At 62.3% G+C, this 26,815-nt stretch carries 21 protein-coding genes; 7 read left to right on the forward strand and 14 right to left on the reverse strand.

The window, feature by feature from the left end; translation table 11 throughout:
• Positions 1–27: 27 nt before the first annotated feature.
• Genes X756_RS163845 through wecB form a run of 3 tightly spaced genes read right to left on the reverse strand, consistent with a single transcriptional unit; the run spans position 28 to position 3,312 of the window.
• Positions 28–831 carry a WecB/TagA/CpsF family glycosyltransferase gene (locus tag X756_RS163845; protein WP_023725122.1) on the reverse strand — a complete coding sequence of 268 codons (804 nt, stop codon included), beginning with the start codon at positions 829–831 and terminating at the stop codon, positions 28–30.
• A complete protein-coding gene (gene wecC, locus X756_RS163840) occupies positions 828–2,165 on the reverse strand; it encodes a UDP-N-acetyl-D-mannosamine dehydrogenase (RefSeq protein ID WP_023686301.1) in 1,338 nt (445 codons plus the stop codon). Before wecC ends, X756_RS163845 begins: the two co-directional genes overlap by 4 nt.
• Complete coding sequence (gene wecB / locus X756_RS163835) at positions 2,158–3,312, reverse strand: UDP-N-acetylglucosamine 2-epimerase (non-hydrolyzing) (protein ID WP_023686302.1); 1,155 nt, start codon at positions 3,310–3,312, stop codon at positions 2,158–2,160. Before wecB ends, wecC begins: the two co-directional genes overlap by 8 nt.
• 666 nt (positions 3,313–3,978) lie before the next feature.
• Between wecB and X756_RS163830 the strand changes: the two genes are divergently transcribed.
• A complete protein-coding gene (locus X756_RS163830; protein WP_245264431.1) occupies positions 3,979–4,962 on the forward strand; it encodes a hypothetical protein in 984 nt (327 codons plus the stop codon).
• Between the two features lie 42 nt (positions 4,963–5,004).
• On the opposite strand, the gene X756_RS27755 is transcribed toward X756_RS163830, so the two are convergent.
• Positions 5,005–6,108 (reverse strand): acyltransferase, encoded by a 1,104-nt coding sequence (locus X756_RS27755; protein ID WP_198019985.1) that lies wholly within the window; start codon positions 6,106–6,108, stop codon positions 5,005–5,007.
• A gap of 98 nt (positions 6,109–6,206) precedes the next feature.
• Here X756_RS27755 and X756_RS163825 point away from each other — a divergent pair, with 98 nt between their 5' ends.
• From X756_RS163825 to X756_RS163805, 5 genes are all read left to right on the forward strand, one after another.
• Positions 6,207–7,628: a VpsF family polysaccharide biosynthesis protein gene (locus X756_RS163825; protein ID WP_210164337.1), complete on the forward strand. Its 1,422-nt coding sequence runs from the start codon at positions 6,207–6,209 to the stop codon at positions 7,626–7,628.
• Positions 7,629–7,846: 218 nt separating this feature from the next.
• A complete protein-coding gene (locus X756_RS163820; RefSeq protein ID WP_031197769.1) occupies positions 7,847–9,460 on the forward strand; it encodes a GumC family protein in 1,614 nt (537 codons plus the stop codon).
• Between the two features lies 1 nt (position 9,461).
• Positions 9,462–10,568 (forward strand): glycosyltransferase, encoded by a 1,107-nt coding sequence (locus X756_RS163815; RefSeq protein ID WP_023728348.1) that lies wholly within the window; start codon positions 9,462–9,464, stop codon positions 10,566–10,568.
• Positions 10,569–10,806: 238 nt separating this feature from the next.
• Complete coding sequence (locus tag X756_RS163810; RefSeq protein ID WP_084569830.1) at positions 10,807–11,466, forward strand: HemK/PrmC family methyltransferase; 660 nt, start codon at positions 10,807–10,809, stop codon at positions 11,464–11,466.
• The gene (locus tag X756_RS163805; protein WP_023728350.1) at positions 11,463–12,578 is read left to right on the forward strand and encodes a hypothetical protein; all 1,116 of its coding nucleotides are present in this window, start codon (positions 11,463–11,465) and stop codon (positions 12,576–12,578) included. Before X756_RS163810 ends, X756_RS163805 begins: the two co-directional genes overlap by 4 nt.
• A 176-nt stretch (positions 12,579–12,754) precedes the next feature.
• On the opposite strand, the gene nadE is transcribed toward X756_RS163805, so the two are convergent.
• The 4 genes from nadE to asnB are packed head-to-tail and all read right to left on the reverse strand — an operon-like array spanning position 12,755 to position 17,550.
• Positions 12,755–13,759 carry an NAD(+) synthase gene (nadE, locus tag X756_RS163800; protein ID WP_023728351.1) on the reverse strand — a complete coding sequence of 335 codons (1,005 nt, stop codon included), beginning with the start codon at positions 13,757–13,759 and terminating at the stop codon, positions 12,755–12,757.
• Positions 13,756–15,303, reverse strand: coding sequence for an AMP-binding protein (locus tag X756_RS163795; RefSeq protein ID WP_023686310.1), 1,548 nt, complete (start codon positions 15,301–15,303; stop codon positions 13,756–13,758). The genes nadE and X756_RS163795 overlap by 4 nt, the downstream gene beginning before the upstream one ends.
• 23 nt (positions 15,304–15,326) lie before the next feature.
• Positions 15,327–15,590: an acyl carrier protein gene (locus X756_RS163790; protein WP_023671787.1), complete on the reverse strand. Its 264-nt coding sequence runs from the start codon at positions 15,588–15,590 to the stop codon at positions 15,327–15,329.
• Between the two features lie 22 nt (positions 15,591–15,612).
• On the reverse strand, positions 15,613–17,550 hold the full coding sequence (gene asnB / locus X756_RS163785; protein WP_023728352.1) for an asparagine synthase (glutamine-hydrolyzing): 1,938 nt from the start codon (positions 17,548–17,550) through the stop codon (positions 15,613–15,615).
• Between the two features lie 298 nt (positions 17,551–17,848).
• Here asnB and X756_RS163780 point away from each other — a divergent pair, with 298 nt between their 5' ends.
• Positions 17,849–18,718, forward strand: coding sequence for a hypothetical protein (locus X756_RS163780; protein WP_023728353.1), 870 nt, complete (start codon positions 17,849–17,851; stop codon positions 18,716–18,718).
• A 207-nt stretch (positions 18,719–18,925) separates the two neighbouring features.
• Here the strand turns inward: X756_RS163780 and X756_RS163775 are convergent, their stop codons facing one another.
• From X756_RS163775 to X756_RS163750, 6 genes are all read right to left on the reverse strand, one after another.
• Positions 18,926–20,440 carry an aldehyde dehydrogenase family protein gene (locus tag X756_RS163775; protein ID WP_023728354.1) on the reverse strand — a complete coding sequence of 505 codons (1,515 nt, stop codon included), beginning with the start codon at positions 20,438–20,440 and terminating at the stop codon, positions 18,926–18,928.
• 175 nt (positions 20,441–20,615) lie between these two features.
• Positions 20,616–21,899, reverse strand: a complete 1,284-nt coding sequence (locus X756_RS163770; RefSeq protein WP_023728355.1) for an RNA polymerase sigma factor — start codon at positions 21,897–21,899, stop codon at positions 20,616–20,618.
• On the reverse strand, positions 21,896–22,270 hold the full coding sequence (locus X756_RS163765) for a YciI family protein (protein WP_023671781.1): 375 nt from the start codon (positions 22,268–22,270) through the stop codon (positions 21,896–21,898). Before X756_RS163765 ends, X756_RS163770 begins: the two co-directional genes overlap by 4 nt.
• Positions 22,271–22,352: 82 nt before the next feature.
• Positions 22,353–23,453 carry a DNA topoisomerase IB gene (locus X756_RS163760; protein ID WP_023728356.1) on the reverse strand — a complete coding sequence of 367 codons (1,101 nt, stop codon included), beginning with the start codon at positions 23,451–23,453 and terminating at the stop codon, positions 22,353–22,355.
• Between the two features lie 58 nt (positions 23,454–23,511).
• Complete coding sequence (locus X756_RS163755) at positions 23,512–24,396, reverse strand: transglutaminase family protein (RefSeq protein ID WP_023683456.1); 885 nt, start codon at positions 24,394–24,396, stop codon at positions 23,512–23,514.
• A 1-nt stretch (position 24,397) separates the two neighbouring features.
• Positions 24,398–26,809 carry a circularly permuted type 2 ATP-grasp protein gene (locus X756_RS163750; RefSeq protein ID WP_023728357.1) on the reverse strand — a complete coding sequence of 804 codons (2,412 nt, stop codon included), beginning with the start codon at positions 26,807–26,809 and terminating at the stop codon, positions 24,398–24,400.
• Positions 26,810–26,815: the final 6 nt, after the last annotated feature.

Consider the following 26,815-nt stretch of genomic DNA (forward strand, 5'->3'; position numbering starts at 1 on the left):
AGGCATGCTTGTCTGAAAGTCGCGAGCCTACGGATTGACGTTTCGGCGTCCCCGGCGAGACCAGAACTCACGCCACAGCAGCAGTGCATAGGCGGTGTTGGTATCGTAGTAGCGGCGCCACAAGCGTCGCGGCTCCTGCGCCACGCGAAACAGCCACTCCAGGCCCGCCGCCTGAACCAGTTTCGGTGCCCGGGCGACCTTTCCACCATAGACGTCGAAGCTGCCGCCCACGCCCATGACGAAACTCGGAGCGAGTACGTCGCGATAGCGCTTGAGAAAGCGCTCCTTGCTCGGCGTGGGCATCGCCACAAACAGGCAGTCGGCACCTGAAGCGTTGATGGCCTCGACGATCGCGGCCTCTTCCTCCGCCTTGAAATACCCATTGCGCCGGCCGGCAATGGCCAGGCTCGGATGATCTCTGGCAAGTCGGCTTTCAACTGCGTCGAGAATGTGCTGTTCAGCGCCCAGCAGGTAGGGGCGATAGCCACGCTTGGCGCACAGCGCAAGCAGGTTGATCATGACGTCGACGCCCGTCACACGCTCCGGCAACTCGACGCCGCAGAGCCGTGCGCCCCAAAGCACGCCTTTGCCGTCGACATTGACCATATCCGCCCCGACGACATCCTCGCGCAGTTCGGCATTCTTGCGCATGTTCACAAGCTTGGCGACGTTCACGACAACATGATGAAGCGGCCGCCGCGTCGCCATCGCCTCGTCTGCGATGGCCAGCGTCTCGGCCATGGTCAGCGCATGGATGGTCGCACCGAGAAACTCGCGGCGGCGTGATGCCAATAGGGAGTGTTGCGCCCATGCCGGGTCATGCGAGTTCATGCCGCTTCTCCGGTGCGAGCGAGAGACTGCGAGCGTTCCATTTCGGATTTCTTGCCTTCGATGCGGGCGTCGGGCTTGCGCGCCTTGCGCCAGGTCCACAGGCCCCGTGTGTCGACGAGCTTCTTGTCCTTGAGCGCTTCGGGATCGATCAGATTGAATTGTCGATGGTCGACCAGCAGGACGACGATATCGGATTGGTCAATAGCGGAAAGTGCATCGGTGAACATGACGCCGCTGCCCTCGAGCTCGTGTGGCAACTGACGCGCATTGGGCTCGGCAGCGACGATCTTGATATTGGGAATCTTGGACAGAAGCTTAACAACCTCGACAGCCGGGCTCTCGCGCATATCGTCGATATTGGGTTTGAAGCTGAGGCCAAGACAGGCGATCGTCTGCTTGCGGGTCGGGTCGAGCAATGCCTCGATGTCCCTGACCACCGACAAGGGTCGCTCGGAATTGATGCGCCGTGCCGAACTGATCAGCCGCGTATTGTTCGGTGCGGCGTCGATGATAAAATACGGATCGATCGCAATGCAGTGGCCGCCCACGCCCGGGCTCGGCTGCAGGATGTTCACGCGAGGATGCCGGTTGGCGAGATCGATTACCTCCCAGACGTTGAGCGACAGATCCTGGCACACCGCCGCAAGCTCATTGGCGAAGGCGATATTGACATCGCGGAACGCATTTTCGGTCAGCTTAACCAGTTCCGCGCTTTCGGCCTGGGTTATGAACAGGTCGCCGGCGACGAAGCTTGAATAGAGTGCCGCTGTCCGCTCCGAAGACTTTCGGGACAGCCCGCCGATCGAGCGATCATTGTTGATCAGTTCGGTCAGCACCTTTCCCGGCAGCACGCGCTCGGGAGAGTAGGCGACCAGGACGTCAGCTTCCTCGCCATGTGCGACGGGAAATTTGAGATCGGGTCGCAGTTCAGCGAGCAGCGCTGTCATGACACGCGTCGTACCGACCGGCGATGTTGATTCCAGCACCACCAGGTCGTCCCGTTTTAGCACCGGAGCGATGCTTCGCGCTGCCGCAAGCACGTAGCTGACATCCGGCTTGCGGTCCGGGGTGATCGGAGTTGGAACGGCGATAATATAGGCATCGGCCGGCTGAGGCGTACTGAATGCCTTGAGCTTGCCATTGGCGACGACTTTCTGGATCAAACCATCCAGGTCCGGTTCGATGATGTGGATTTCGCCGCGGTTGACCTTCGCGACCACCGCCTCGTTGATATCGACACCGATGACATCGAGTCCGCGGCTGGCAAAAATGGCACAGGTCGGCAGGCCGATATAGCCCATGCCGATAACGGAAACGGTTTTGATTTCAGCCATGATTCAGCAATTCCTCAACGATCCGGCTCGCAGCTTGGCCATTGCCGTATGGATTGTGCCTCTCCGCCATGCCGCGATAGACGCTCTCATCATCGAGCAGGCTATTGGCATTGGCCAGAATTTTTTCGATATCGGTGCCGACCAGCCGGGCAGTACCAGCGGCGATCCCTTCGGGTCGCTCCGTGTTTTCCCGCATCACCAGCACCGGCTTGCCGAGTGAAGGCGCCTCTTCCTGCACGCCGCCGCTGTCGGTCAACACCAGGTAGCTCTGTTTCTGCAGGTACAGGAACGGCAAATAGTCCTGCGGGTCGATCAGGTGGATGTTCGGCACCGTCCCGATTTCGGCCTCGACCACGGAGCGCACATTCGGGTTGGGATGGACCGGGTAGATGATCTGCACATCCCTGCGCGCCGACAATGCCTTCAGCGCGGTGCAGATTCTCTGGATGCCGCCATCGAAATTCTCACGGCGATGACCGGTGACGAGTATCATTTTCTTGGTCGGATCGATGAAGGGGAAACGAGCGGCGAGCTTGGCGTTCATCAGCTTGTCGGCATCGATCTCGCTGGAGAAATGCAGCAGCGTGTCGATCACGGTATTGCCGGTTACGAAGATGGTGTTCGCAGCCTTTCCTTCGGCGATGAGATTGTCGCGCGCCTCGGTGGTCGGCGCAAAATGCCAGGTGGCGATGTTGCCGGCAATCTTGCGGTTCAGTTCCTCCGGAAAGGGAGAGTTGATGTTGTGGCTGCGTAATCCCGCCTCGATATGGGCAACCGGAATCCGCTTGTAGAAGGCAGCTAGAGCCGCGGTCATCGCGGTGGTTGTGTCGCCCTGGACGACGACGATGTCCGGCTTCGCCTTCTCCAGCACCCCCGCCATTCCGAGGAGCACGCGCGAGGTCACGTCGAACAACGTCTGACCTGGCTGCATGATGTTGAGATCGTAGTGCACCGGCAGGCCCGTCAGTTCAATGACCTGATTGACCATCTCGCGATGCTGGCCCGTCACACATATTTCCGTGGTGAAGCCTGGATGGGCGAGCGCGGCCCGCGCCACCGGAAAACATTTGAGCGCCTCCGGCCTCGTGCCGAACACGATCAGCAGTTTTCGCCTTGAGGGCAAGTTCGGATGTGAAACGGCGTTCATGGTTGACCCTGGTCACCGAAAGCGTGGGCGCCCGGCTGACATGTGCTTTCAGCCTAACAATAGCGCCCTGAACCGCCTTCGTATTCAAAAAAATTAACGTATGATTAACGCTAGAGTCCGCAGCCCCCCTTGGGCAACCCTTGCCAGGAACTGTGGGGAAAGATACCAGAGCAAAGCCATTTTTTGCTTTAACGAGAATAACTTGGGTTGACTAATATTTTAATCATCGGCCACGCCGTCGCATCCCGGCGCTGGGAAAATGAGCTTTTTAAGCGGTTGGATGCGGCAGGTTACGTGGTCTCGAGTTGCAACGCGCCGGCGGCGGCGCCAACCGCTCGGGGGCTGGACACTGTCTTGGCGATCGAGAGCCGGCGTTTCGGTCCCTCGCTGGCGGGCCGGTCCGAGCCGTTGCCGCCCATCGATCGCGGCCCTCCGGACCTCGTCATAGATCTCACTGCCAGCGCAACGGGGCAAGACGCGCCAGTCCTGAGGCTCGAATTTTGCGGTCGCAACAGCTTTCCAGCCGGCGTTGCCGCAATGTTGGCGAGCGGACAATTGCCTGAACTTGGCGCTCGCCTCGATGGCGTTGTCGTGGCCCAGGCTAGACCGATGCTGGCAGACAGGCTCTGGCTATCTCGAAGCTGCAACGACCTGCTCGCCGGCGCCATGTCGCTGATCATGCAAACCGTCGCCCGCTTCTTTGCGGGCAAGCTTGTGCCGGTAAGCGACAACCCGGTGCCGATCCTGAAGAACGACAGTTTTGTTCGACACTATGTGCCCTTTTTTGGCAGGGCTTTGATCGATCGCGCCGTGCAAAAAATCAGGCGGGGACGACGCCCCTTCTATTGGCAGGTTGCCTATCGGGTGATCGACGGACCAGGCATCGCCGAAACCGGGCAACTCGACGGCAAACCGTTCACAGTCCTGCCGGACGATGGCCAACGCTTCTATGCCGACCCGTTCGTCTTCGAGGCCGACCGCCGCCATCATCTGTTTGTCGAGGAATTCCCCTACGCGACGAGTCGCGGCGTGATTTCCGTCGCCGAGCTCGGTGACGATGGCACTTTCGGTGTTCCAAGGGTTGTATTGGAGGAAGCGCACCACCTGTCGTATCCGCAGGTGTTCGCACACGATGGCGAGATTTTCATGATCCCCGAAAGTGGTTCGGCTCGCGAACTTGTGCTCTATCGCGCCGCGCAGTTTCCCGACCGCTGGGTCCGCGACACGGTGCTGATGGCGGACAGGGATTTCAACGACGCGACGCTGCTCGAATCCGACGGTCGCTTCTGGCTGGTTGGAACGGAGCGGTTCGGCTACGGCAGCGCGTCGGACACGATGGCGGTCTATTGCGCACCCTCGCTGCGCGGGCCATGGGTCGCCCATCCGCTCAATCCCATTGCCGTCGATCATTCGGCCACCCGGCCGGGCGGCGCCTTTATCCGCCACGACGATGCCCTGGTGCTGCCGGTGCAGAACGGATCGAGGGCCTATGGTGGTGGTCTGGGGCTGATGCGGCTTGAGCGACTCGACGCGTCCGATGTCCGTTTTGCCCCGCCCCGGCCGATCGGCGCGGGTCCGGCATGGGCACGCACGGGCATTCATACGCTTAACCGCGCCGGCAATGTCGAGGTCGTGGACAGCGCGGGCTGACTGAAGCGCTGAAAGCGGTGACCGTCCCGTTGCGAGGCCTGCTTATTTGTTCTCCGTGGCAATGTGAGGAAGCGGTGTGTTTCTCGTCTTCCTTCTGCCGTTCAGGGTCTGAAGAATCGGCTTTTCGATCATCTGGTAAATCACCAGACTGACGAGGCAGGCTGCCACGATGCTGACCACCGACACCAACAATACCGTTGTCGGATGCTCGTATCCGACGGTGCGTCTGGCCAGGTACGCTACAGCGCCGATCACGAAGATATGCGACAGGTAAAGCGCGTAGGAAGCGTCGCCCAACTGCTCGAGAAGGCTCCAGTGCTTGAGTTTCGGCTCCAGAATGAGGCTGAGATGAAGCAGGCCCGCCGCCCACATTGCTTGTCCCGCGAAGCTGATCTGACCCAAGAGCGGCGTTCCGTCATCGACGAATGAAAGCACCACGCCTGCAGCGGTCATTACGCCGAATACCCAGGCATGGCGTATGTCGGAAGTGAAATCACCGTCCAAATAGCGCCGCCCTATCCACATGCCGATGACGAATGCCACCGGAGAAGGGTTGAGATAGAACTGGATAACAGGGTTGGTGGGAGCCAGCCACAGCCCGGCTATCCACATCGCAATGAAAAAGACCGTCAGCACAAATACGCGCGAGGTCACGGACAGGAATGCGAACACCGCAAAAGCGATATAGAAAAATACCTCGTAATTAAGCGTCCAGCCGAGTGAGAGAATTGGACTGGCGCTATCCCGTCCAGGCGCTTCGTGAACAATGAAGAGGAGCGACTGAAGATAGTGGGGCCATGTAAAGACGGTCTTCTGGAAGAGACTTGGCGCGAGCGCCGCCAGAACCGCGGCGAGGCTGGTGAAAAGCCAGTAAAGGGGGATGATCCGGATTGCTCGGCGTTTCAGGAAGGTGGCAGCGGAAAACGGACCATCTCCCGTAATATGGACCATTATGAAACCGCTGATGACAAAGAACAGAACGACGCCCAGGCGGCCCGCCGTCACGATAATCAGATTGTCCACGCCAATCTGATAGGAAAAGGCGTGTGCGAACAGAACCAGCAAGGCGGCGCAGGCGCGAAGATACTGAATCGAATAGAACTTCTTCACCTTGATCTCCTGCGCTTTGCCGGCGCCTGATGCCATTGTGCCGTCCACAGGCAGCGCGTCGGGCGCCGTGCAAAGCATCGCCATCAATACGACCGGCCAATTAAGTGTGGGTTACCGACTTCATGAAATAGCCCATGCCGGGCATCGCCACTGTTAAGATCGGGTTATCCATATTCCTTTACGTTCTTGCAGGAAAATGTACCCCGGGGGTGCGTTCGTCCCCTGCCATCTCAATCGCAAGCCGCAACGCTGGTCGGATAATCGTGAGTGTCACCCCCACAGAGCAACAGTTCGTGACCGCGCAGGCCAGCCGCCAAGACGCCCTCACACTCCTGTTCTTTCTCCTCGCGGCCTTCGCTTTCCTGCTCCGCTCGACCATCTCTCCGCAATTGATGAATATGGTGATGTCCTATTCGACGGAGGGGGGGTCGTTTCCCGAAAAGCTGCATATCGGGACCTATGCCATCTTTCTGCTGCTTGTCGTCATCGCCACGACCCGGCCAATTCGGCTCGAAGGCGATGAAGTCAGGCTGTTCAAGGCGACATTGTTATATTCGCTGCTGCTGTTGTGGCTGGTGCCTTATCTCTTCGTGATAGGCCGTGCCGGCTCGGCCGGCTTCATAATCGATTCCTATCTGGTCTCTTGTGCCGCGGCGATGATCATGCTTGCCCTGGGTGACCATGTGCGCAGGGCGCTTGGCAATGTCATCGTCGGCATGATTGTCCTCAGCGCCATCATCGGAACGATCGAGGCCGTCACCCAGCATCGATTCCTGCCCTATCCCCTCGTTGAGCTGGACTTTCGGCCGATCGGACTGTCGGCCCATCCGCTGGCGCTGGGCGCGCTTTGCACCACCGCCATAGGTTTCGTTGCATTGACGCGGTGGCGTATCTGGGTGTGTGCGCTTTGCATTTTCATTCTCTTCATCGGTACGGCCGCTTCGGGCGCGCGCACCGCCCTGCTGCTCGCTTGCGGCGAGATCCTGTTCCTGCTCGTGTTCCTGCCTTGGCCGGACTTGTCACCCAGACATCAGCGCCAGGCCAAACTCCTGGTGCTGATGCTGACGCTGGCCGGTGGCGCCATACTGATTGCGATACTCTTTTCGGCGGGGCTGCTGAACCGCTTCAGCAATACGCTCTTCGATCAAAATTACGACGCGCGCGTCAAGATCTACGATGTATTCAAGTTCGTTGAATGGAGGGACATCCTGCTTGGCATGAATCCCAACGAGTTGTTGAAGATCGTCAACGAAAAGCTCAACCTCCCCTTCATCGAAAGCACGCCGGTCGTTCTTACGCTTTTGTTTGGCCTGCCGATCGCCTTGCTCTTCGCGTTTGCTTTCTTCCGGTTCCTTTTCAAGCTCCTGCGCAATACGCCTCGGGCCGCCCATATCGCAGCGGCCGCGTCCATTCTCGCGGCATTGTCAAACAATGCCCTTTCTTCGAAGGCGCCGGATATCATGCTGCTCGTCATCTTGTTGCTCGCTTATCGAAAGCCGGATGGGCGCCAAACCGGCACGCCCCTTCAAGGCCAACCAGCATCAACAGCGACATGACGCCAAGCCCGCTCCTTGCGGGTGCCCTCGCGACGACCTCTTGTATTTCCATTTGAAACGCCTGCACGCTTTGCCAGGCTACGACGGGCGTGGCAGAATACCGACCAAGGGTGGATAGATCGCTGTTCCGGAACGCGCCTGACACGCCTGGAAAATGAAATGTTAACGATGTTTCCGTAAAGCAGGCTGTGCGTATTGAATATTAAAGGGTTAGCATGATGTCCGCCGCTTCCGGTCCTCCTCCAGCCGCGGCCGCCGCCGGCATTAGCCCCTATGAACGGATCGAAAATGCGCGGCGCGCCAGCAGGCCAAAGCCGCAACAAACCGCGCCGATCATGGCACATGCGGCGGCACCCGCTGTAACGTCGGCCCCTGTAACGTCGGCCCCTGTAACGTCGGCCCCTGTGTCGCCTGCACCCGTGGCGCCGCCTGTAGCCGAGCCCGTCACGACGGTGACGCTCAACAAGATCGGAACCTTTCTCGAACTCGATTTCGGGCGTCTGTTTGTCTGGCTGCGCGCCGGCCTCGCTCTGGTATGCCTGCTGGCAATAGCCGGCGGGATCATCGGCGGTGCCTACGCTCTGCTGAGCAAGCAGCGCTACACCGTGACCACGGACATCCTCATCAATCCCGCCAATCTTCAGGTTGTTCCGAATGATCTTTACCCGCAATCGGCCCAGGTCGATGGACAGTTGCTCAGCGCGCGCAGCAAAGAGCGCATCTTGACCTCGGGCAGCGTGCTTTCACGTGTTGTAGACGATCTTGACCTGGCCAGTGACCCGGAGTTCTTCGACGCGGACCGAAGCCGCACAGGGACGGACGGCGCCAAACCCGACCCAAAGCTTACCGCCCTGAAGAACCTGGCGGAACGGGTTAGCAGCATCGCGGATGAAAAGTCGTTTGTCACGACCTTGATGGTATCGGCGGAAACCCCCGCTAAGGCGATCCTGATTTCGCAGGATATCGTCAAGACTTTCCAGGAAGAGCTGGCCAGCGCCGAGGCTTCCGGCGCCAGCCGTGCCGCGGCCGCGCTGGACGGGCGGCTGGGCCAGCTCAAGAGCGATGTGCAGGCGGCCGAAGAGAAGGTCGAGGCCTATAGGCGCAGCCACAATCTGGCCACCAGCAATGGGCAGCTTGTTTCCTCGCAAACCATGACCCAGCTCAACGGCCAGATCGTGGAGACGCAATCGCGCGTCATCGCCGCGCAGGCAAGTTACGACGCCCTGCTTGCCGCCGGCGCAAACGGCACCAATTCCGGTCCCGCCACGTCGGAGGCGCTTGTGGCGCTGCGCGCAACGGCCAACGGCCTGCGCCAGCAGATCGATTCGCAGTCGATGACCTTTGGCCCCCGTCATCCGTCGATCGTCAGGCTGAAGACGGAGTACAACACGGTCAGCGCGCAACTCAGCGCCGAATACGCGCGCACCCTGCGCCTGGCGAAGGTCAATCTCGATGCCGCCAAAACCTCGTCGGCCTCCCTCAATGCCAAGATGAATGACTTGAAGGGCAACGTGTTCTCGGATAGCGATTCCGAGGTCGCCTTGCGTGAACTTGAACGTGACGCCGCGTCGAAGACGGCTATCTATGAGAGCTTCCTGTCGCGGGCACGCCAGATAACCGAGCGCGAACAGATCGACAGCACCAATGTGCAGGTGATTTCCACCGCAGTGCCGCCAAAGGGCCGTTCATGGCCCCCGCGCACGGTCGTGATGATCGGCCTGGGGGCCATTGGCGGCATGATCCTTGGCATGTTGCTCGCCATTACCCTGGGTATCGTGCGCGACATGCGTCTTCCGCCGAACCGCCCGGACGTCATTGCCAGCCGCGCCTGAAATGGCGAAGCGGATTGTCTTTCACATTGCCAGCCTCAGGGGCGGCGGCGCCGAGCGTGTATTCGTCCTGATGGCGAACGAACTGGCATCGCGCGGCCACAACGTCACGCTTTTTACCTGGAACGCGCAGGGGCCCAATGCCGCCCTGCTTTCGCCTGCCGTGCATCTGGTCGATTTCGGCCTCCCCATTCGCGGCGAGGGTTATGGCAAGTGGGCGACATTGAAAGGCATCGTGCAAAGCGCGGGCCTGCTTGGCCGCGTTTCTCCCGACGCGATCTACAGCGCCCCGGAATTCGCCAATCTGGTCGTGGCGCTGGCGCTTTCCCTCGCGCGAAGCAGGGCGCGGTTCTTCCCGAGTTTCCACGCCGCCGCCTCATTGCCTTCCGGCAGCCTTGGCGCGAAAATGGCGGTCTGGCTTTCGGCCCTGGTTGCGGCCCGCGCCACCAGGGCCATCGCGGTTTCTGAAGGTGTCGGCGGCGATCTTGTGGCCCGAGGCTTCCCGAAATCCAAGGTCGTGGTGATCAACAACCCGCTGCCGCCGGCTGCGGCATCCCAGCAACGCTCCTACGCCTGGCAGGCAGAGCTCGCGGCGATGGGCGACGGCCCCGTCATCATCACCGCCGGACGCCTGGTGCCCGTTAAGGATCATTGGACGTTGCTGCGGGCCTTCGCTGTGCTGCGCGCCGGCCGCCGGGCCCGGCTTGTCATCTTCGGCGAGGGTCCGCTGGCCGACGAGCTGCGCGCCTATGCCGAAGAATCCGGTATCGGCGCAGACGTTCTGTTTGCGGGCTATGTCAATGATCCGGCGGCCTGCTACGCCGTAGCTGACTTGTTCGTCCTATCATCGACCAGCGAGGGCTTCGGCAATGTTCTGGTCGAGGCCATGGCAGCGGGGATTCCGGTGGTCTCCACGGACGCGCCGCACGGCCCGCGCGAAATACTTGATGACGGCCGCTTCGGCGCCCTGGTGCCGGTCGGCGATGCCGCGGCCCTGGCAGTGGCGATGGCCGGAATGCTCGACCAGCCGACAACCGCCGCGATCCTGAAAAGCAGGGCGGCGGATTTCGAAATTGAAAAGATCGGAGACCGGTACGAGGCGTTGCTCTGAATTAGCGCATGGATCGGCTTGCGGCGGCACAGGAATTCGCCATTGATGGGACAGGACGCCGCCAACATAGGCCGGTTACTCCCAATCCAATCATGATCTTTAACATCAATTTACCCGGAGTTGGTAACAACAGGGAACCCGCGTTTTATCCTCAGGATAGGGATTTTCCTTGCCGCAGCATCACAGCCTTCCTGCCGGCCGTGCAAACGATCGCAATTGGCCGCGATTGCACCGCTTCATGCGGGTTGAGCTGGAACTCGCGCCTGACGTCCTGGTGCCGCGAGCCGAAACGGAACTGCTTGGCCGGACGGCCGCGGCCATTCTTGGCGAACAGGCGCACGAAACGATCCAGATCGACATGTGCTGCGGCAGCGGCAATCTTGCCGTGGGCATCGTCAGCGAATGTCCTCGGGCTCGGGCATGGGCGGCGGACCTGACCGACAGCACGGTTTCGCTTGCCCGCCGTAATGTTGTGCGCCTCGCCCTGCAGGACAGGATCAAGGTCCGGCAAGGCGACCTATTTGCCGCGATCGAGGGTGACGGCCTCCACGGCGCTGCCGACATGGTTGTGTGCAACCCGCCCTATATTTCCTCATCCCGTCTCGATAGCGAAAGCGCGCATCTGTTGGAGAACGAACCTCGGGAAGCTTTCGACGGCGGCCCTTACGGTATTTCGATCCTCCAAAGGCTGGTCCGGGATGCCGCAGCTTTCCTCAAGCCAGGCGGATGGCTGCTGTTTGAGTTCGGCGAAGGTCAAGATCGGCAGATAGCAACCCTTTTATCGAGAACGAAATCCTACGAAACCCCAACCTTTGCCGTGACCGCCGACGGCCAGCCCCGTGTCGCCATGGCGCGCAAACATGGTGGCCGGGTTCCCGGAACCGGGAGCCCGGCGTGAGCGTCGTCCGCGCCCTCGATCAGGCCGACCTTGCGGCCGTCGCGGGCATGTTTCAACGCATGCTGCGCAAGAAGCGGGGGCCAGCGCCGGCCTCCCTCGTCGATTACATGAGGCGGTTTTATCTGGACGCACCCGACTGGGGCAGCGGGCTCCGTTCGCTTGTTCATGTCAATGACGCCGGCCAGGTTTCCGGGTTCGTCGGCGTTCATGCGCTGCCAATGAAATTCAACGGCCGGCAGCTCTACGCTGCCATCTGCAGCTCGCTGATGGTCGAGGATCACGAGACCGATCCGATAGCCGGTGCCCGCCTGTTGAAGGCCTTCCTCGATGGTCCGCAGGACATCTCCTTCAGCGAAACCGCCAATGATACGTCCGTGAAACTGTGGACGCGGCTTCGCGGCGTTGTGCTGCCGCAATACAGCCTTGACTGGGTTCGCGTGATGCGGCCGGCGACCTTCATGCTCAGCCTTTTTGCCAATCACATGAAGCTTGCCTGGATGTTCAACCCGCTCGCCCGGATCGTCGACCGGCTCTACCTTCGCAAAATGAAGGGCAGTCAACGACGCTGGACCGGCGTCGTCGCCAACGCATCGAGCCGGGGGGCATTTCGGACCTCCGAGATCGACAGCGGCAGCTTTGCGGGGCTGCTGGAGCCGCTTTGCGCCCAATTTCCGCTACGTCCGCAGTGGGCGGAAGGTCAGCTCAACCATATTCTGGGCGATGCGGCGCAAAAGCCGGATTTCGGAGAGCTTGTCTACGTGTCGGTGGCATCGCCGAACGGCGCCAATGTCGGCGCTTTCGCCTATTACGCGCGACCGGACGGGATCGGCCGCGTGCTGCAGGTCCTCGCTCTTCCCGGCCAGGCCGGGCCGGTGATCGATTGCCTGGTCGAGCATGCCGCCCGGCGCGGTGTCTCCGGCTTGCGCGGCCGCGTCCAGCCCGCGCTTCTGGACGCCATGCTTGTAAGACGCATAGCCTTCATACCGGTCGCCTCGACCGTCGTGCATTCACGCGATCCCGAGCTTCTCGATGCCATGAAGAACGCGCAGGTCTTTCTGAACGGGCTTGCGGGCGAGCAGTGGAGCCAGTTGATCGGCGGCCGCTTCACCTGAAGCGTTCCGCCTAGAGCAATTCCAGGAAAGGGTGCGCGGTTTTCCGTCCGGAATGGCATAAAAACAAGAGCTTAGAGCGCCTCGCATGAAATCGGGTTCATGCGAGGCGCTCTAAGTTTTTCTTTGATGCATGTCGTATCGCAAAACCGGATCACTTTTGCTCGATATGCATCAGGTCAGGAGCCGACTTCGTCCACGCCGCCAACGAGCTGCGGGCGCAGGTGCAGATAGCGCGTTGCCTTTCGCTTGGCGGCGATGTCGGCCCAGACGCGTTCGATCTGTGAGGCGGTCAATCCCGCCGCTTGCCCTACCACCTCGGCGGACACGCCGTTGTTGAGGCCGTAGAGACACAGATCCATCCGATCGTAAGGCAGGGAAAAGTAGAATTCTTCCTGCGTCTGCGCCAGCGAGTAGGTGTCGGTGGTCGGCGGCCGGTTGCGGACCTCTTCCGGAATGCCGAGATAGGCGGCTAGCGCATAGACCTGCGTCTTGTAGAGATGCGCGATCGGCTTGACGTCGGCGGCGCCGTCGCCGTTCTTGACGAAGAACCCCTGGTCGTATTCCAGCCGGTTCGGTGTGCCGAGCACGGCGAAGTTCAGCCGGTCGGCATGATAATATTCGAGCTGCTTGCGGGTGCGCTGCTTCATGTTGGTGGCGGCAACGATGCCGAGATAGACCGCCACCGGCATCCGCAGTTTCGTCTGCTTGCCTTGCGGGTCCTGCACCACTAGCGACGAGATGTTGTAGCCCTCGCCTTCGAGCACGTTCGCGATCACGATCTTCGAGGCCCAGCCCTTGCCATAGTCCGGGACCAATTCGCGGATGAAGGCGTCGCGGCGTTCATAGCAGCCCATTGCCCGCAGGGTCGGCCCGATATCCTCCACAACGGCCTCGACGCCGAAAGTGTCGGCGACCAGATGGCCGAGTCGCAGGCTTTCGGGGTCGGAATCGCTTTCCGGCATGAGGACGCACAGCACATTCTGGTGGCCGACGGCACGCGCGGCCAATGCAGCCGAAACGCTGGAATCTATACCGCCCGAAAGACCGAGCACGAGGCCGCGCTTGCGAATGCCGCGCAACTGCTCGCGCAGGGCCGCCACGATCCTGTCCGTTTCGGCGACGGGATCGATGGCCAGGGCTTGCGTGAAGGCCGGCTCATCCTGGGTTGAGCCGATGTTCATTGCTCGGCCTCCATCATCTCAGCCGCGAGCCGGCGGCTGACCTTGCCCGACTCCGTCTTCGGTAATTCGCTGCGGAACTCTATGATTTTGGGGACCATGAAATCCTCCAGGTGCCGCGCGCAGTGACGAATGATGTCCTTTCCGCCAAGCGCCGGATCGGACCGCACGACGAGCGCGCCAATCGCATGCCCCAGCACCGGATCCGGCACGCCGACGACCACCGCTTCCGCGATACCTGGATGGGCGTGGAGCACTGCCTCCACTTCCTTGGGGGCGACCTTCTCGCCACGCGTCTTGATGATATCGTCCTTACGCCCGACAAAATAGAGAAAGCCGTCCTCGTCGGTCTGGAACAGGTCGCCCGTATAGAGCACCTTTTCCCAAGGGTTAGGCCCCGGCCGGAGCGCTCGTTCCGTCGCGGCTTGGTTGCGCCAATAGCCCTGCATGACGTGCGGACCCCGGATGACGAGCTCACCTGCCACGCCCGCCGGCACGCGTTGTCCAAGGTCGTCGACGACAAAGGCTTCCGTGTTGGGGATGGCTATGCCGACCGACCCTGGCCGGCGGTCAAGTTCCTCGGGTGGCAAATAGGTGCAGCGCTTGCATTCGGTCAGTCCATACATCGAATAGATCCGGACGCCGGGCAGCAGCGAGCGCAGGCGTTCTATGTGGGCTGGCGGCAAGGCGGCCGCGGTGTTGGAAATATAGCGGAGGCTGGGCAGGAAACCCGGCGCCAGATCACGCATCTGCAGGATCATCGCCGCCATGGTAGGCACCAGCGGAAGGCCGGTGACGCCCTCTTTGCGGATGCGTTCGAAGATCTCGTGCGGGAAGGCGAAGGACTTCTCGAGCACCAGCGTGGCCCCGAGCCTGACTGCCATCAGCAACTGGTAGAGGCCATAGTCGAAGGCAAGCGGGAGGACGTTCAGGATGATGTCGTCCGGCGCGTTGCGCAGATAGGTGGCGATCGACCCCGCGGCAGCGTCGCAATTGCGATGCGTCATCATCACACCCTTGGGCCGGCCGGTCGAACCTGACGTGTAGATCAGCATCGCAAGGTCGACGTCGATGCCGCGATGGTTCACCTCCGCGCCATCGAACGTCAGGCAGTCAGTCAGGGACGCGGCCCCTGCCGGGCATTGCCCATCGGCCCCAGGGGTGGAAGCCACGAAGATGCCGGTCTTGCCTTGCGATGCGCAGGCTTCGGTGACCACGGGCACCAGCTTCGCCTGCGTCAGGACCGCCCTGGCGTCGCAATCGGCGATGACGTAACCGAGCTTGTCGGCCTTTGTGGAGGGGTTGATCGGACTGAAGGTCGCACCTGCCTTGAGTGCGGCAAAGATCGATACGGCGGCCTCCCAGCAATTGTCCATGAAGATCAGAACGCGGTCGTCGCGCCTGATCCCATTCATGAAGAGAGCGGTGGCCAGCCGGCTCGAAAGGTCGTCGAGTTCTTCGTAGCTCAGCCTTTTGCCCCTAGTGACCAATGCCGTCTTGGCCGGGTGGGCAGCAGCCTTCGCCACCAGAAAATGCTCGATCCGCACGGGACGTTCCTCGCCGTTGGCGCTTACGCTGCCAGCGTTTGTGCTCTCGCCTCGATGAAGGACGAGATGCGGTCAAGCGAGTCCAGGTTGGCCGGAACGATGTCGGCATCCACCATCGCGATGCCGAAATTGTCCTCGATGAAGGCCACCAGCTCAAGCACCGCAGTCGAGTCGATAATATCGTTCTCGATCAGCGAGGCTGAATCCGACAGTTTGTAGGAGGTGTCGCCGAACAGGAAGTTGTCGACGATAAAGCTTCTGACCCTGTCCTTGATTGCCGTCATCATGTCTTTCCTTTTCCTCGCCGTCTCAGGCCGCTCTTGCCGCGCCGACCGCTTGGCCGGCGAAATTCTTCTGCCACAGCTGCGTCGATAGAATGCCGACGAAGGCGGCGTTGTCGCGAAATCCGGTCGCGGTCTCCATGCGGCATTTCTCATGGAGCTTGGCCACCGCCTTGGCGTTGAACAGGCCGCCGGCGGTAATGCTCGCCTCGCCCAGGCAGTCACGAACATAGTCTAGTTCCTCCGCCCCGACGAAGGAGCGGGCCTCCGGGGCGCGGTAAGGTTGCTTGGTGCGTTTACCGATCGCCGCCGGAAGGTGGTGCCTGGCCACCTTGCGCAATATGTGCTTCTCCATCAAGCCTTTCAGTTTCATCTCCGGCGGAAGTCTTGCCGCGAACTCTACCACGCGATGATCCAGGAAAGGAAACCGCCCTTCGATGCCGTGCGCCATGGCCATCCGATCGCCTTGGCTGGAGAGGATGTAGCCGGGCAGGAGGAAGCGGGTTTCGAGATATTGCGCCTGATGCAGCGGATGCCATAGGGAAAACGCCTCGGGTAGGCGGCTGGTCAGCTCTTCAGCTGCGTCATAACCCTTCAACGTCGCGCGCAGGTCGCCGGAGAAGAAGATTTTCGCCGCCGCCGTGGTCTTGAAGCGTGGCCGATGCGAGAACAGCGGATCGTCGAGGGCAGCGTTGCTGGTACCGAAGAAGGCAGCCAGATACTCCACCGATTGCTGTTGCAGGCCCGGCAGATACGGGTAAAGCCGGCGGAACAGCTGCGGCCTTATGCGCGATGTGGGCTGCCGCCCGCAGAACCGGCGGACACGCGCCTCCTTGAAGACGTCGTAGCCGGCGAAGACCTCGTCGGCGCCTTCACCCGTCAGCACCACCTTCAGGCCGGCCTGGCGAACCAGCGCGGACAATTTGTAGAGTGGCGCTGGCGCCGTGCGGATGATCGGCCGCTCGGCAAAGCGGATGACCTCAGGAAAGACGCTGGCGATATCGCGGGCGCCGCATTCTATGGCGTGGTGGCGCGTGCCGAGCGCCGAGGCCATTTCGGTCTGAAAGGCGCTTTCGTCATGCTCGGCGCTGTCGAAGGTTACAGAAAATGTCTCCAGTCTCCGAGGAGTCATGCCGGCGGCAAGCGCCGAAACAAGCGACGAATCGAGCCCTCCGGAAAGATAGGAACCGACCGGCACGTCGGCCCGCATGCGAAGTCTCACCGCATCGGTCAGAAGGGCTTGCAATTCCTCTGCCGCGTGGTCCTCGTTCGTGATCTTCGACGGCTCATCACGATGCGGATAGTCCAGGTGCCAGTACCGTTTGACCGTGACCTGCCCCTGCGTCGCGATCATCACACTTGCCGGTTCCAACTCGTGGATATTGCGGAACGCCGTGCGCGGAGCGATCGGCGCCCACAGCGTAAAGATCTGATCCAGCGCAATCGGATCAATTTCAGCGGAGACACCCGGGACCTTCAACAGGGCTTTGATCTCCGAGGCAAAGTAAAGCACCCCGTCATTACTTGTGTAGAAGAGCGGCCGGACACCCATCCGGTCTCGTGCAAGCACCATTCGTCGCTGCCGATTGTCCCATATCGCCAAGGCGAAATCACCGTTCAGGAGAGACAAGCAGTCTTCGCCCATCTCCTCATAGAGCTGAAGGATGACCTCTGTGTCGCTCGACGTCCGAAAGTGTCGGCCCTTGGCGATCAGCCCTTCGCGCAGTTCTATGTAGTTGAAAATCTCGCCGTTGAACGCAATCGTCAAATTGCCGGCCTCGTCGGACATCGGTTGCTGGCCGTCTCCGATGCCGATCACCGACAGCCGCGCATGCCCGAGCCCGGCATCGGGTGCTACGAATTTCCCTTGCTCATCCGGCCCACGATGGGCAATTGCGGCTACCATGTGCGTGAGCAAAGCTTCCGCATCCCGGATTGACCCGAAATAACCCCCGAATCCACACATCCCTTGAACTCATATTGAACGCTAAGGTACGGAACATAACCTCGATAGTGGCATCTGAGGTTAATCCGATATTTTCACCGAGCATGTGGTTAACAAGAAGTTTGCCACGATGTGGTGTTCGTGGCTAGGACGCGATGGCTCTCCATCACCTCGCGGTTGCGGCCGTAATAGCCGGAACGATAGCCCAGGCTCGCTCTAGGCCTTTTGTCCGGGTTGGCATGGCTGGACACGGGCGGCTAAGGCTGGAAATGTGATTGCACGTCTTCGCTGCCGGGGGGCTGGCCGGAGGACGAGGAGGATGGCGCTGAATTTCGAATATATTGCCGGCCATCCGGCGCTGCACCGTCATGTCGAGGCGCAGTCGAAGGCGCTGCTGCATATCTATGAAACGAGCCCACGCCTGGCCGCCGTGTTCGCCACGCAACAGCGCTGGTTGCTGGCTCACACCGGCCTAGCCCTGCATTTCGCCCGCGACCCGCGCGATCCCCGCACGGAACTGACACTGGCCCGCTTCATCGATGCCGTGCTTCACTATTCCGTCGCTAGCCGCAACACGGCCGAAGCCTTCATCAAGGAGATGCTGCACTATCACATCATCGAATACCTGCCGCACACCGGTGACGGACGAGCCCACCCGTTTCAGGTGACGGCAGCGACGCTGAAGGAATTCGACGGCTGGGTGGTTGCGCATCTGCGCACGCTCGACGGTCTCGACGGCGGCGACCGCCTCGCCGCCTTTCTCGAGCAGCACGGCATGATTGCCAGGCTGCAGCCGCTGGTGGCGGAAGGCCTGCTCTCCTCCAACCCTGTGCGTGAGCCCAAGCAGACGTTTTCGCTGTTCATCTGGCTCAACAATGGCGGCATCGTCATGGATTGGCTGATGTCTGGCATCGATCCCGACAATGCCGGCCTCGACCGGATCCCGACCAGCGTGGTTTCGATCGGCGAATTCGCCAGTTGGCTAAAACTCTCGCGCACCCATCTTGCGCGCAAATTGCGCGACGCCGAAAAGCTCGGCAGCGTCGGCTGGCTAGGCCAGCGCGGGCATTCGGTGATGTGGGTGTCGAACAGCTTCTACCAGGAATACATGACCGTCCAGGCCGCCAAGCTTGCCGTTATCGATGCCGCGTTCGAAGCCTGCCGACCGGCGTCGCCGCACGCTGGCTGAACGTTCGGCGCAGACGCTGTTGCGCAGCCGATCGTGCCGACCGCGAGGACCCGTCCGGGCGCATGGCCGAGGTGGCCTTTCCGCCGTCGGGATACGGACATCTGGACAGCGGGGGCGAAGCCTGAAAGCGGAACGATCCGCGCGAGCGGCAGCGATCCGCCCGACGGGTTCGGGTGGATCAACTGGTCAAAAGCCGGGCGCAGCATCTCAATCGATGTCGAATGACACGCCCTGCGCCAGCGGCAGCGCCTTGGAATAGTTCACCGTGTTGGTGGCGCGGCGCATATAGGCCTTCCAGGCATCGGAGCCGCTCTCGCGGCCGCCGCCGGTTTCCTTCTCGCCGCCGAAGGCGCCGCCGATCTCGGCGCCCGACGTGCCGATGTTGACGTTGGCGATGCCGCAATCCGAACCATCGACGCCGAGGAAGCGCTCGGATTCCTGCAGGTCGCGGGTGAAGATCGACGACGACAGTCCGGCGCCGACCGCATTGTGCTCGTCGAGCACGGCATCGAAATCGGAATATTTCATCACGTAGAGGATCGGCGCGAAGGTTTCTTCGGTGACAGGAGCCACCTGCTTCGGCATTTCGACCAGCGCCGGATGCACGTAATAGGCATCGGGATGGCCATCCTCGACCCGCGAACCGCCGGTCAGCTTGCCGCCGTGAGCGGTGGCTTCCTTGAGCGCCTTCTGCATGGCGTCGAAGGCCGCCTTGTCGATCAGCGGCCCGACGAGCGAAGACGTCTCCAGCGGATTGCCGACCGAGACGCTCTCATAGGCCTTCTTCAGCCGCGGCAGCAGCGCGTCATAGACGCTGTCATGCACGAACAGGCGCCGCAGCGTCGTGCAGCGCTGGCCGGCGGTGCCCATGGCGCCAAAGGCGATGGCGCGCAGCGCCATGTCGAGATCGGCGGTCGGGCAGACGATGCCGGCATTGTTGCCGCCGAGTTCGAGCACGGCGCGGGCAAAGCGCTTGGCCAGACGCGGGCCGACATCCCGGCCCATGCGGGTCGAGCCGGTGGCCGAAACCAGCGCCACCTTCGGGTGGTCGACCAGGATCTCGCCGACGGAGCGGTCGCCAATCAGCACCGGTGCCAGGCCCTGCGGCGCATCCGCGCCGAAGCGCTTGACCGCGCCGGCAAAAATCGCCTCGCAGGCGAGCGCCGTCAGCGGCGTCTTTTCCGAAGGCTTCCACACCACGGCGTCGCCGCAGACCAGCGCCAGCGCCGCGTTCCACGACCACACCGCGACCGGGAAGTTGAAGGCCGAAATGACGCCGACGACGCCGAGCGGATGCCAGGTCTCCATCATGCGATGTCCCGGACGCTCGGTGGCGATGGTCAGACCGTAGAGCTGGCGGGAAAGGCCGACGGCGAAATCGCAGATGTCGATCATTTCCTGGACTTCGCCGAGGCCTTCCGACGGGATCTTGCCGACCTCGATCGACACCAGCCGGCCAAGCTCGGTTTTGTGCGCGCGCAACTCCTCGCCGAGCAGCCGCACCAGTTCGCCGCGCCGGGGACCCGGCACCATCCGCCAAACCTGGAACGCCGTGTGCGCGGCATCGATGGTCTTGGCCGCATCGGCCGGCGAAATCGTCTTCAGCGCCGCGATCTGTACACCCGTCACCGGACTGCGCACGACGAGGTCGCCGCCGGTCAGCGCGTCCTTGGCCACACCCAGTTTCGCCAGAAGTTCTGCCGTTTCCTTCACTATCGTCATTTTTGTCCCTTTCAGATCCGCTCGCCATCATAGGGCGGCGGTCGAGCCTTGGCGCCATTGTCGCCCGCATACCGCGGGCGCTGTCATGGCGTGCCATTACTCGTTTCAGGGGAAAATCGCCACCCCGGCATGGTCCAAGCCGGGATTGCACGATTGAGCCACAGGAGGAACAGGCTTAGTGCGCTGTCTTCGCCGGCGCCTTCACGGCTCCGTCTCGCATCAGCCGGTCGATATGCATGCGGATATGGGCGGCTTCCGCTGCCGTGTTGGCCAACGCAATGGCGCGATCGAAGGCGACACGCGCCTCTTCGCCACGGCCGAGCTGCATCAACAGACCGCCCTTGAGGCCGAAGAAGTGGAAATAGCCGGACAGCCTCTCGCCAAGCGGCTCGATCATGGCAAGGGCAGCTTCCGGCCCGCGCACCTTGGCGACCGCAACGGCACGGTTCAGCGTCACCACCGGCGAAGGTTGCATCGCCTCCAGCAGGCTGTAGAGCAGGTCGATCTCTGTCCAGTCGGTCTCCTCGGGGGTTGCCGCCCGCGCATGAAGGGCGGCGATCGCCGCCTGCACCTGGTAGGGTCCGGGCTTCTGGTGGCGCAGGGCCTTGTCGACCAGCGCCAGGCCTTCGTCGATCATCTTGCGGCTCCACAGCGAGCGGTCCTGGTCGTCGAGCAGCACGATCTCGCCATTCTCGTCGAAGCGGGCCGGCGCGCGCGCATGCTGCAGCAAAAGCAATGCCGTCAGGCCCATGATCTCCGGCTCGGTCTGGAACAGCCGCAGCAACAGGCGCGCCAGCCGGATCGCCTCCTCGCAAAGCGGCGCACGCGCCGGCGCCTCGCCGCTGTTGGTGGAATAACCTTCGTTGAAGATCAGATAGACCATGGCGGCAACGGCGGCGANGGCGGCGAGCCGCTCCGAGCGCTCGACCGCGCCGGGCGTCTCGAACGGCACGCCGGCATCGGCAATGCGCGCCTTGGCGCGCGTGATGCGCTGTTCCATGGCGCTTTCGCCGACCAGGAACGCACGCGCGATCTGCTTGACGGTGAGACCGGAGACGATGCGCAGCGCCACCGCGATCTGCTGCGTAGGCGGCAGATCCGGATGGCAGCAGATGAACAAGAGCCGCAATATGTCATCGCGGTAGTGCGCGCCGTCCAGCCGTTCGGCGATATCGCTCTCGGCATCTTCCAGGTCCGAGATCTGGTCCTCTTCCGGCATCGGCGCCTGCTTGGCGCGCTTGCGCACCGCGTCGATGCCGGTGTTGCGGCCGACAAAGATCAGCCAGGCCGCAGGATCGCGCGGCGGCCCGTTCTGCGGCCAGTTCTTGAGTGCCCTCAGGCACGCGTCCTGGAAAGCTTCCTCCGCCGTATCGAGATTGCGGAAATAGCGCAGCAGCGCACCCATAGCCTGCGGGCGGGCAGCGCTGATCGCCGAGCTTATCCAGGCGAGGTCTGTCATGTGGCTACTCTGGTTGGGTTGAAGACGGAAACCGGTCGGATCTCATAGGATCCGCCGCTGGGATTGACCTCGGAAAGCTCGCGCGCGAAGTCGACGGCCTCGTCGAGATCGGCGCATTCCAGCGTGTAGAAGCCGAGGAACTGTTCCTTGGTCTCGGCAAACGGGCCGTCGATGACGACCGATTCGCCCTTGACCTTGCGCAGCGTCGTCGCGGCGGTGGTGGGCAAAAGCCGCGCCACCGGCCCAAGCCGGCCGGCTTGAGCGTATTTTTCCTGCACATGCATGAGCTTTGCCATGACCTCGTCATCCTGTGCCTTGCTCCAGGAGGAGACGACATCTTCGGAGGCATAGCAGAGGATAGCGTAGAGCATGGGACGTCCTTTTCTGTCTCAAAGGACGAAACAGTAGGGCCTGTGCCGACATGGCGTCGACAAAAAAGTTACGCCATTTTTGTCAGCCTTCGCTTGCCTTCAACCATCTCAGCACAAGAGCCTCTTCATCATCGAGACCGTCGATCGCTCGCTTGCGCTTGTTGGCCTCGGTCATTTCGCTAAGCAGCCGCCCTTCCACCCAGGCTTCGAAAACCTGTGGATGGATGTAGCATTTGCGGCAGACGGCGCGTGTGTTGCCGAGCCGCTCGGCCACCTTGTCGATGACCGCGTTCATCACACGCTTGGTCTGCGCCTGGCTTTCGGGAAGCTCCGTCCGCGCAAACAGCGACGCGGCATGGATGGTGCCGCCCCAGGTGCGGAAATGCTTGGAGCTGAAATTGGCGCCGATCGCGTCGCGGATATAGCGGTTGACATCGTCGGAGCGCACTCCATGCCGCTCGCCGTCCTCGTCGAGATATTGGAACAGTTGCTGCCCCGGAATATCCTGCGCGCCGCGCACGACCCGGGCGATGCGGCGGTCGACCAGCTTCAACTTCCATTCCTTGCCGGACTTGCCCTTGAAGGCAAAGCGCAGGCTGGATCCCTTGATGTCGACGTGGCGGTCGCGTAGCGTCGTCAGCCCAAAGCTCTTGTTGTCGCGGGCATAGGCGGCATTGCCGACCCGGATCATCGTGTTGTCGAGCAGCCAGACAATTGCCGCCACGACGCGCTCGGCCGGCAGGCCACGGCGGCGCAGATCGGCATCGATCCGGCGGCGCAGCTCCGGCAGGCTTTCGGCAAAGGCGACAAGGCTGGAGTATTTGGCGCCGTCGCGCTCGGCGGCCCACAGCGGATGGTAGCGGTACTGTTTGCGCCCGCGCTGGTCGCGGCCGGTCGCCTGGATGTGGCCGGCGGGATCGGGCGAGATCCACACATCCGTCCATGCCGGCGGAATGGCCAGCGCCTTGATGCGGGCAATGGCTGCCGCGCCGAGGGCCTGTCCTTTCGCGCCCTTGTAGGAAAAGCCTTCGCCCGCCTTCAGGCGCCGGATCCCCGGCTCGCTGTCGCTGATATAGGTGAGCGAGGCCTGTTCGGCAGCGGTCTGCGCGCCGTTCTTCGGCGCTCCATCGTCCCCCCGTCCGGCAGCCGACCGGCCGGATGGCGTCCCAGATTTGTCAAGCATGCCCGCTCCACGAAATTTTTCTCGTAGATAAGCGCCAAGCCGACTGCTGGTTCCGCGCTCAAGCTTTTTCCAGCGCGACCGGGATGACGTCGACGGCCTGGTCGCCGACCTGGCCGCCGGTGGTTTTCAGCACGCCGACGATCGGAGCCACGTCGGAATAGTCGCGGCCATAGCCAACGGTGATGTGGTCGTTGCTGGCCCGCATGCCATTGGTCGGGTCGAATTCCTGCCAGCCGGCATCGCGCCCACACCACACCTTGACCCAGGCATGCATGGCATCGGCGCCTTCGAGCCGCGGCTTCCCTTTCGGTGGAATGGTGCGCAGGAAGCCGCTGACATAACCCGCAGGAATACCTAGACCGCGCAGGCCGGCGATCATGATGTGGGAGAAGTCCTGGCACACGCCCCGCTTCAAACGGAAGGCATCGCTGGCCCCGGTACGCACCGTGGTCGCTTCCCCGTCATAGGTGAAGTCGCGGTGGATGCGGTTGCACAGATCGATGGCCATGCCGACCGTCGAGCCGCCGGCGCTGTCGCGAGCATAGGCGGTGATCGCCGCATCGATGCCGGCATGATCGCTGGCGGCGAGAAAGTGATGCGGTGCATCCGGCGCCAGTGACCGTACGGCGCCGAGTTCTTCCCGCAGGCGCTGCAGATCGGGCGACACGTCGAGCCCAGGCTCCGGCCGTGACACCGACACGCGCGCGCTCATTCTGATGTCGAGCCCGTCATGGACGTCGCGAAAGGCGATCGCGGTGACATTGTTGCCGAAGAAATCGGCAAAATCCGTGCGCTCCGATGGGGTCGGCACAAACGAAAGCGAGGCCGCGATCACGCGCTGCACGCCGGCAATGGTCGGCGGCAATACACGCACCTGATGCCGGCTGCCACCGGCCGCGGCGTCATAATCGTAGCTGAGATGAAGCCTGATATCGTACAGCATGTTAACCGAAATACGCTTTAGCCAGGCTGCTATAGAGGTTGCCGATCTCAGTTGCGAGATCGTCCAGCACCTCCGCCGACATCTCCGATGGCTCCATGACGGCAATTGCCGTGTTGAGCTGCAGGATTTCCTTGGCCGCGACCGACATATGCCCCTCCGGCCCAACCGATGGCAACAGGCCGATCTCCGCCTTCAGCCGTTCGAGCTGGAACAGGATCGAGCGCGGGTTGAGTGGGTCGAGCGCCAAGAGGTCGATCACCGTGCGCCGTCCGGCCCGCACCGGATATTGCCGGCGGTGGGTCATGACGCTGTCACCGATCTCCAGCATCATGTCGAGCGAGCCGTCCGGCGCACCGGACCTTGTCAGTCGGGCTAGCGTACGGGCGATCTGGATGCCGCGCTCGATCCGCCGGCCGATCTCGAGGAAACGCCAGCCAGTGAAACGGTACATATTCTCGTGCAACAGGCCGGAAAAGCCGGCCAACTTGCGCAGCATGACCGTCATCGCCCGTGTCGCGTCGTCACCCGGCGCCACCGTGGTGGCGAACTGATGAATGGTCTTCGACAGGTCCTTCAGCGCCAGCCAGCCATCGGGCGAAAAGCGGTCGCGGATCTGTCCGGCGCTGTAGACGGCGCTGTCCAGCGTGCCGATCAATCCGGGCGGAATGGCCGCTTCGAGATCGATGCCGAAGGGTTCGAGATAGTCCCTTATATCGGCGAGCAGCAGCATGTCAGGATCGGACGTCTCGGCCAGCCGCACATGATACGCGCGCAGGATGCGAACCGTATCCTCCGAGCGCTCGATATAGCGGCCGAGCCAGGTCAGGTTTTCCGCCGCGCGGCTGGGCAGGCTGCCCGGCATGGTGCGAACGAAGCTGTCATGCTCCTGCGGCAGCAGCGTCTCGCGCTCGACCGACCGGTCGCTGACCACCCAGACGTCGGCCGCCTGGCCGCCGCGCTGCATGGCGATGGCCGTCGGGTCGAGCGAAAGGCCGACACGGGCGAAACCGCCCGGCATTACCGTCCAGCCATCGGGCGTGCGCGCGAGATAAACGCGCAGGCTTGCCGGCCGTGGCTCCAGCCAGCCGCCGACATAGACCGGCGTCGTCGACAGCGTCACCGCTTCCTGGCCGACGAAACCGCTGCCATCGCTCTCGATTCGCGCAATCAGCGCGATGCGTTCCTCCGGCGTCAGTGCCGAACCGAGCCTGGTCTGGCCGTCATCCTCGAAGGCCAGCCGCGTCGACAGCGCCGGACCGATCACCATGCGATCGATATTGGCAAGCACATGGGCCCGTTCGGTTGCTTGCCCGCACCACCAGGTGGCGACGCTTGGCAACAGAAGTTCTTCGCCGCGCAATGCGCGCGAAATCTTCGGCAGGAAGGCGAGCAGCGCCCGGGTTTCCATCAAGCCCGACCCCAGCGCATTGACCGTAGACACGGTGCCGCGGCGGATCGCCTCGACCAGCCCCGGCGTGCCGATATGCGAGTCCGACCTCAGTTCCAGCGGATCGGCAAAGGCGGCATCGAGCCGCCGCCACAGCACGCTGATCGGCATCAGCCCGGAAACCGTGCGCACCATCAGCTTGCCGCCGGACACGGTCAGATCCTCGCCCTCGAGCAGCATGATGCCGAGATAGCGGGCGATATAGGCGTGCTCATAATAAGTCTCGTTGAGCGGCCCCGGCGTCAGAATGGCGACGCGGCCGTCATTCTCCTTCGCCATGCCGATCAGCGCATCGCGAAAGCGGCGGAAGAAACCGGCCAGGCGATGCACATGCATCTCGCCATAGACGTCGGACAAAGCCCGCGTCGTGGCGACGCGGTTTTCCAGCGCAAAGCCGGCGCCCGACGGCGCCTGCGTGCGGTCGCCCAGCACCCACCAGCTTCCATCCGGCCCACGGCCGAGCTCGAAGGCGCAAAAATGCAGGAAATGACCGCTGGCCGGCATGGTGCCGACGACGGGGCGCAAAAATTCGGGGCTCGCCGCAATCAGGCCTGCCGGCAGGATTCCCTTCTCGATCAGCCGGTTCGGGCCATAGATATCAGCGACTATCTCCTCGAAAAGGTCGGCGCGCTGGACGAGACCGGCGCTGATCCCGGCCCATTCCTTGTCTTCGATCAGCAGCGGGATATGCGCCAGCGGCCATTCGCGCTCATTGGCGCCGGCCTTGTCATAGACGCGGTAATAAACCCCGGCGTCGCGCAGATACTGGTCGGCGCGGGCAAAGCGCTGGCCGAGCTTTTCCGGGCCCAGCTCCTCCAGCGCCTCGATGAAGGGCGCCCAGGCCGGACGCGGACGGCCCGAAGCATCGACCATCTCGTCGACGACGCCGTCAATCGGCTGGTAGTGCTCCAGCAGACTGTGCCTCAGCGGCTTGCCGCGGACCTTTTTCTGATTCCCCTTTGCCATCGCTGA

It is taken from the genome of Mesorhizobium sp. LNJC405B00 (assembly GCF_000502615.1).
Classification (GTDB): domain Bacteria; phylum Pseudomonadota; class Alphaproteobacteria; order Rhizobiales; family Rhizobiaceae; genus Mesorhizobium.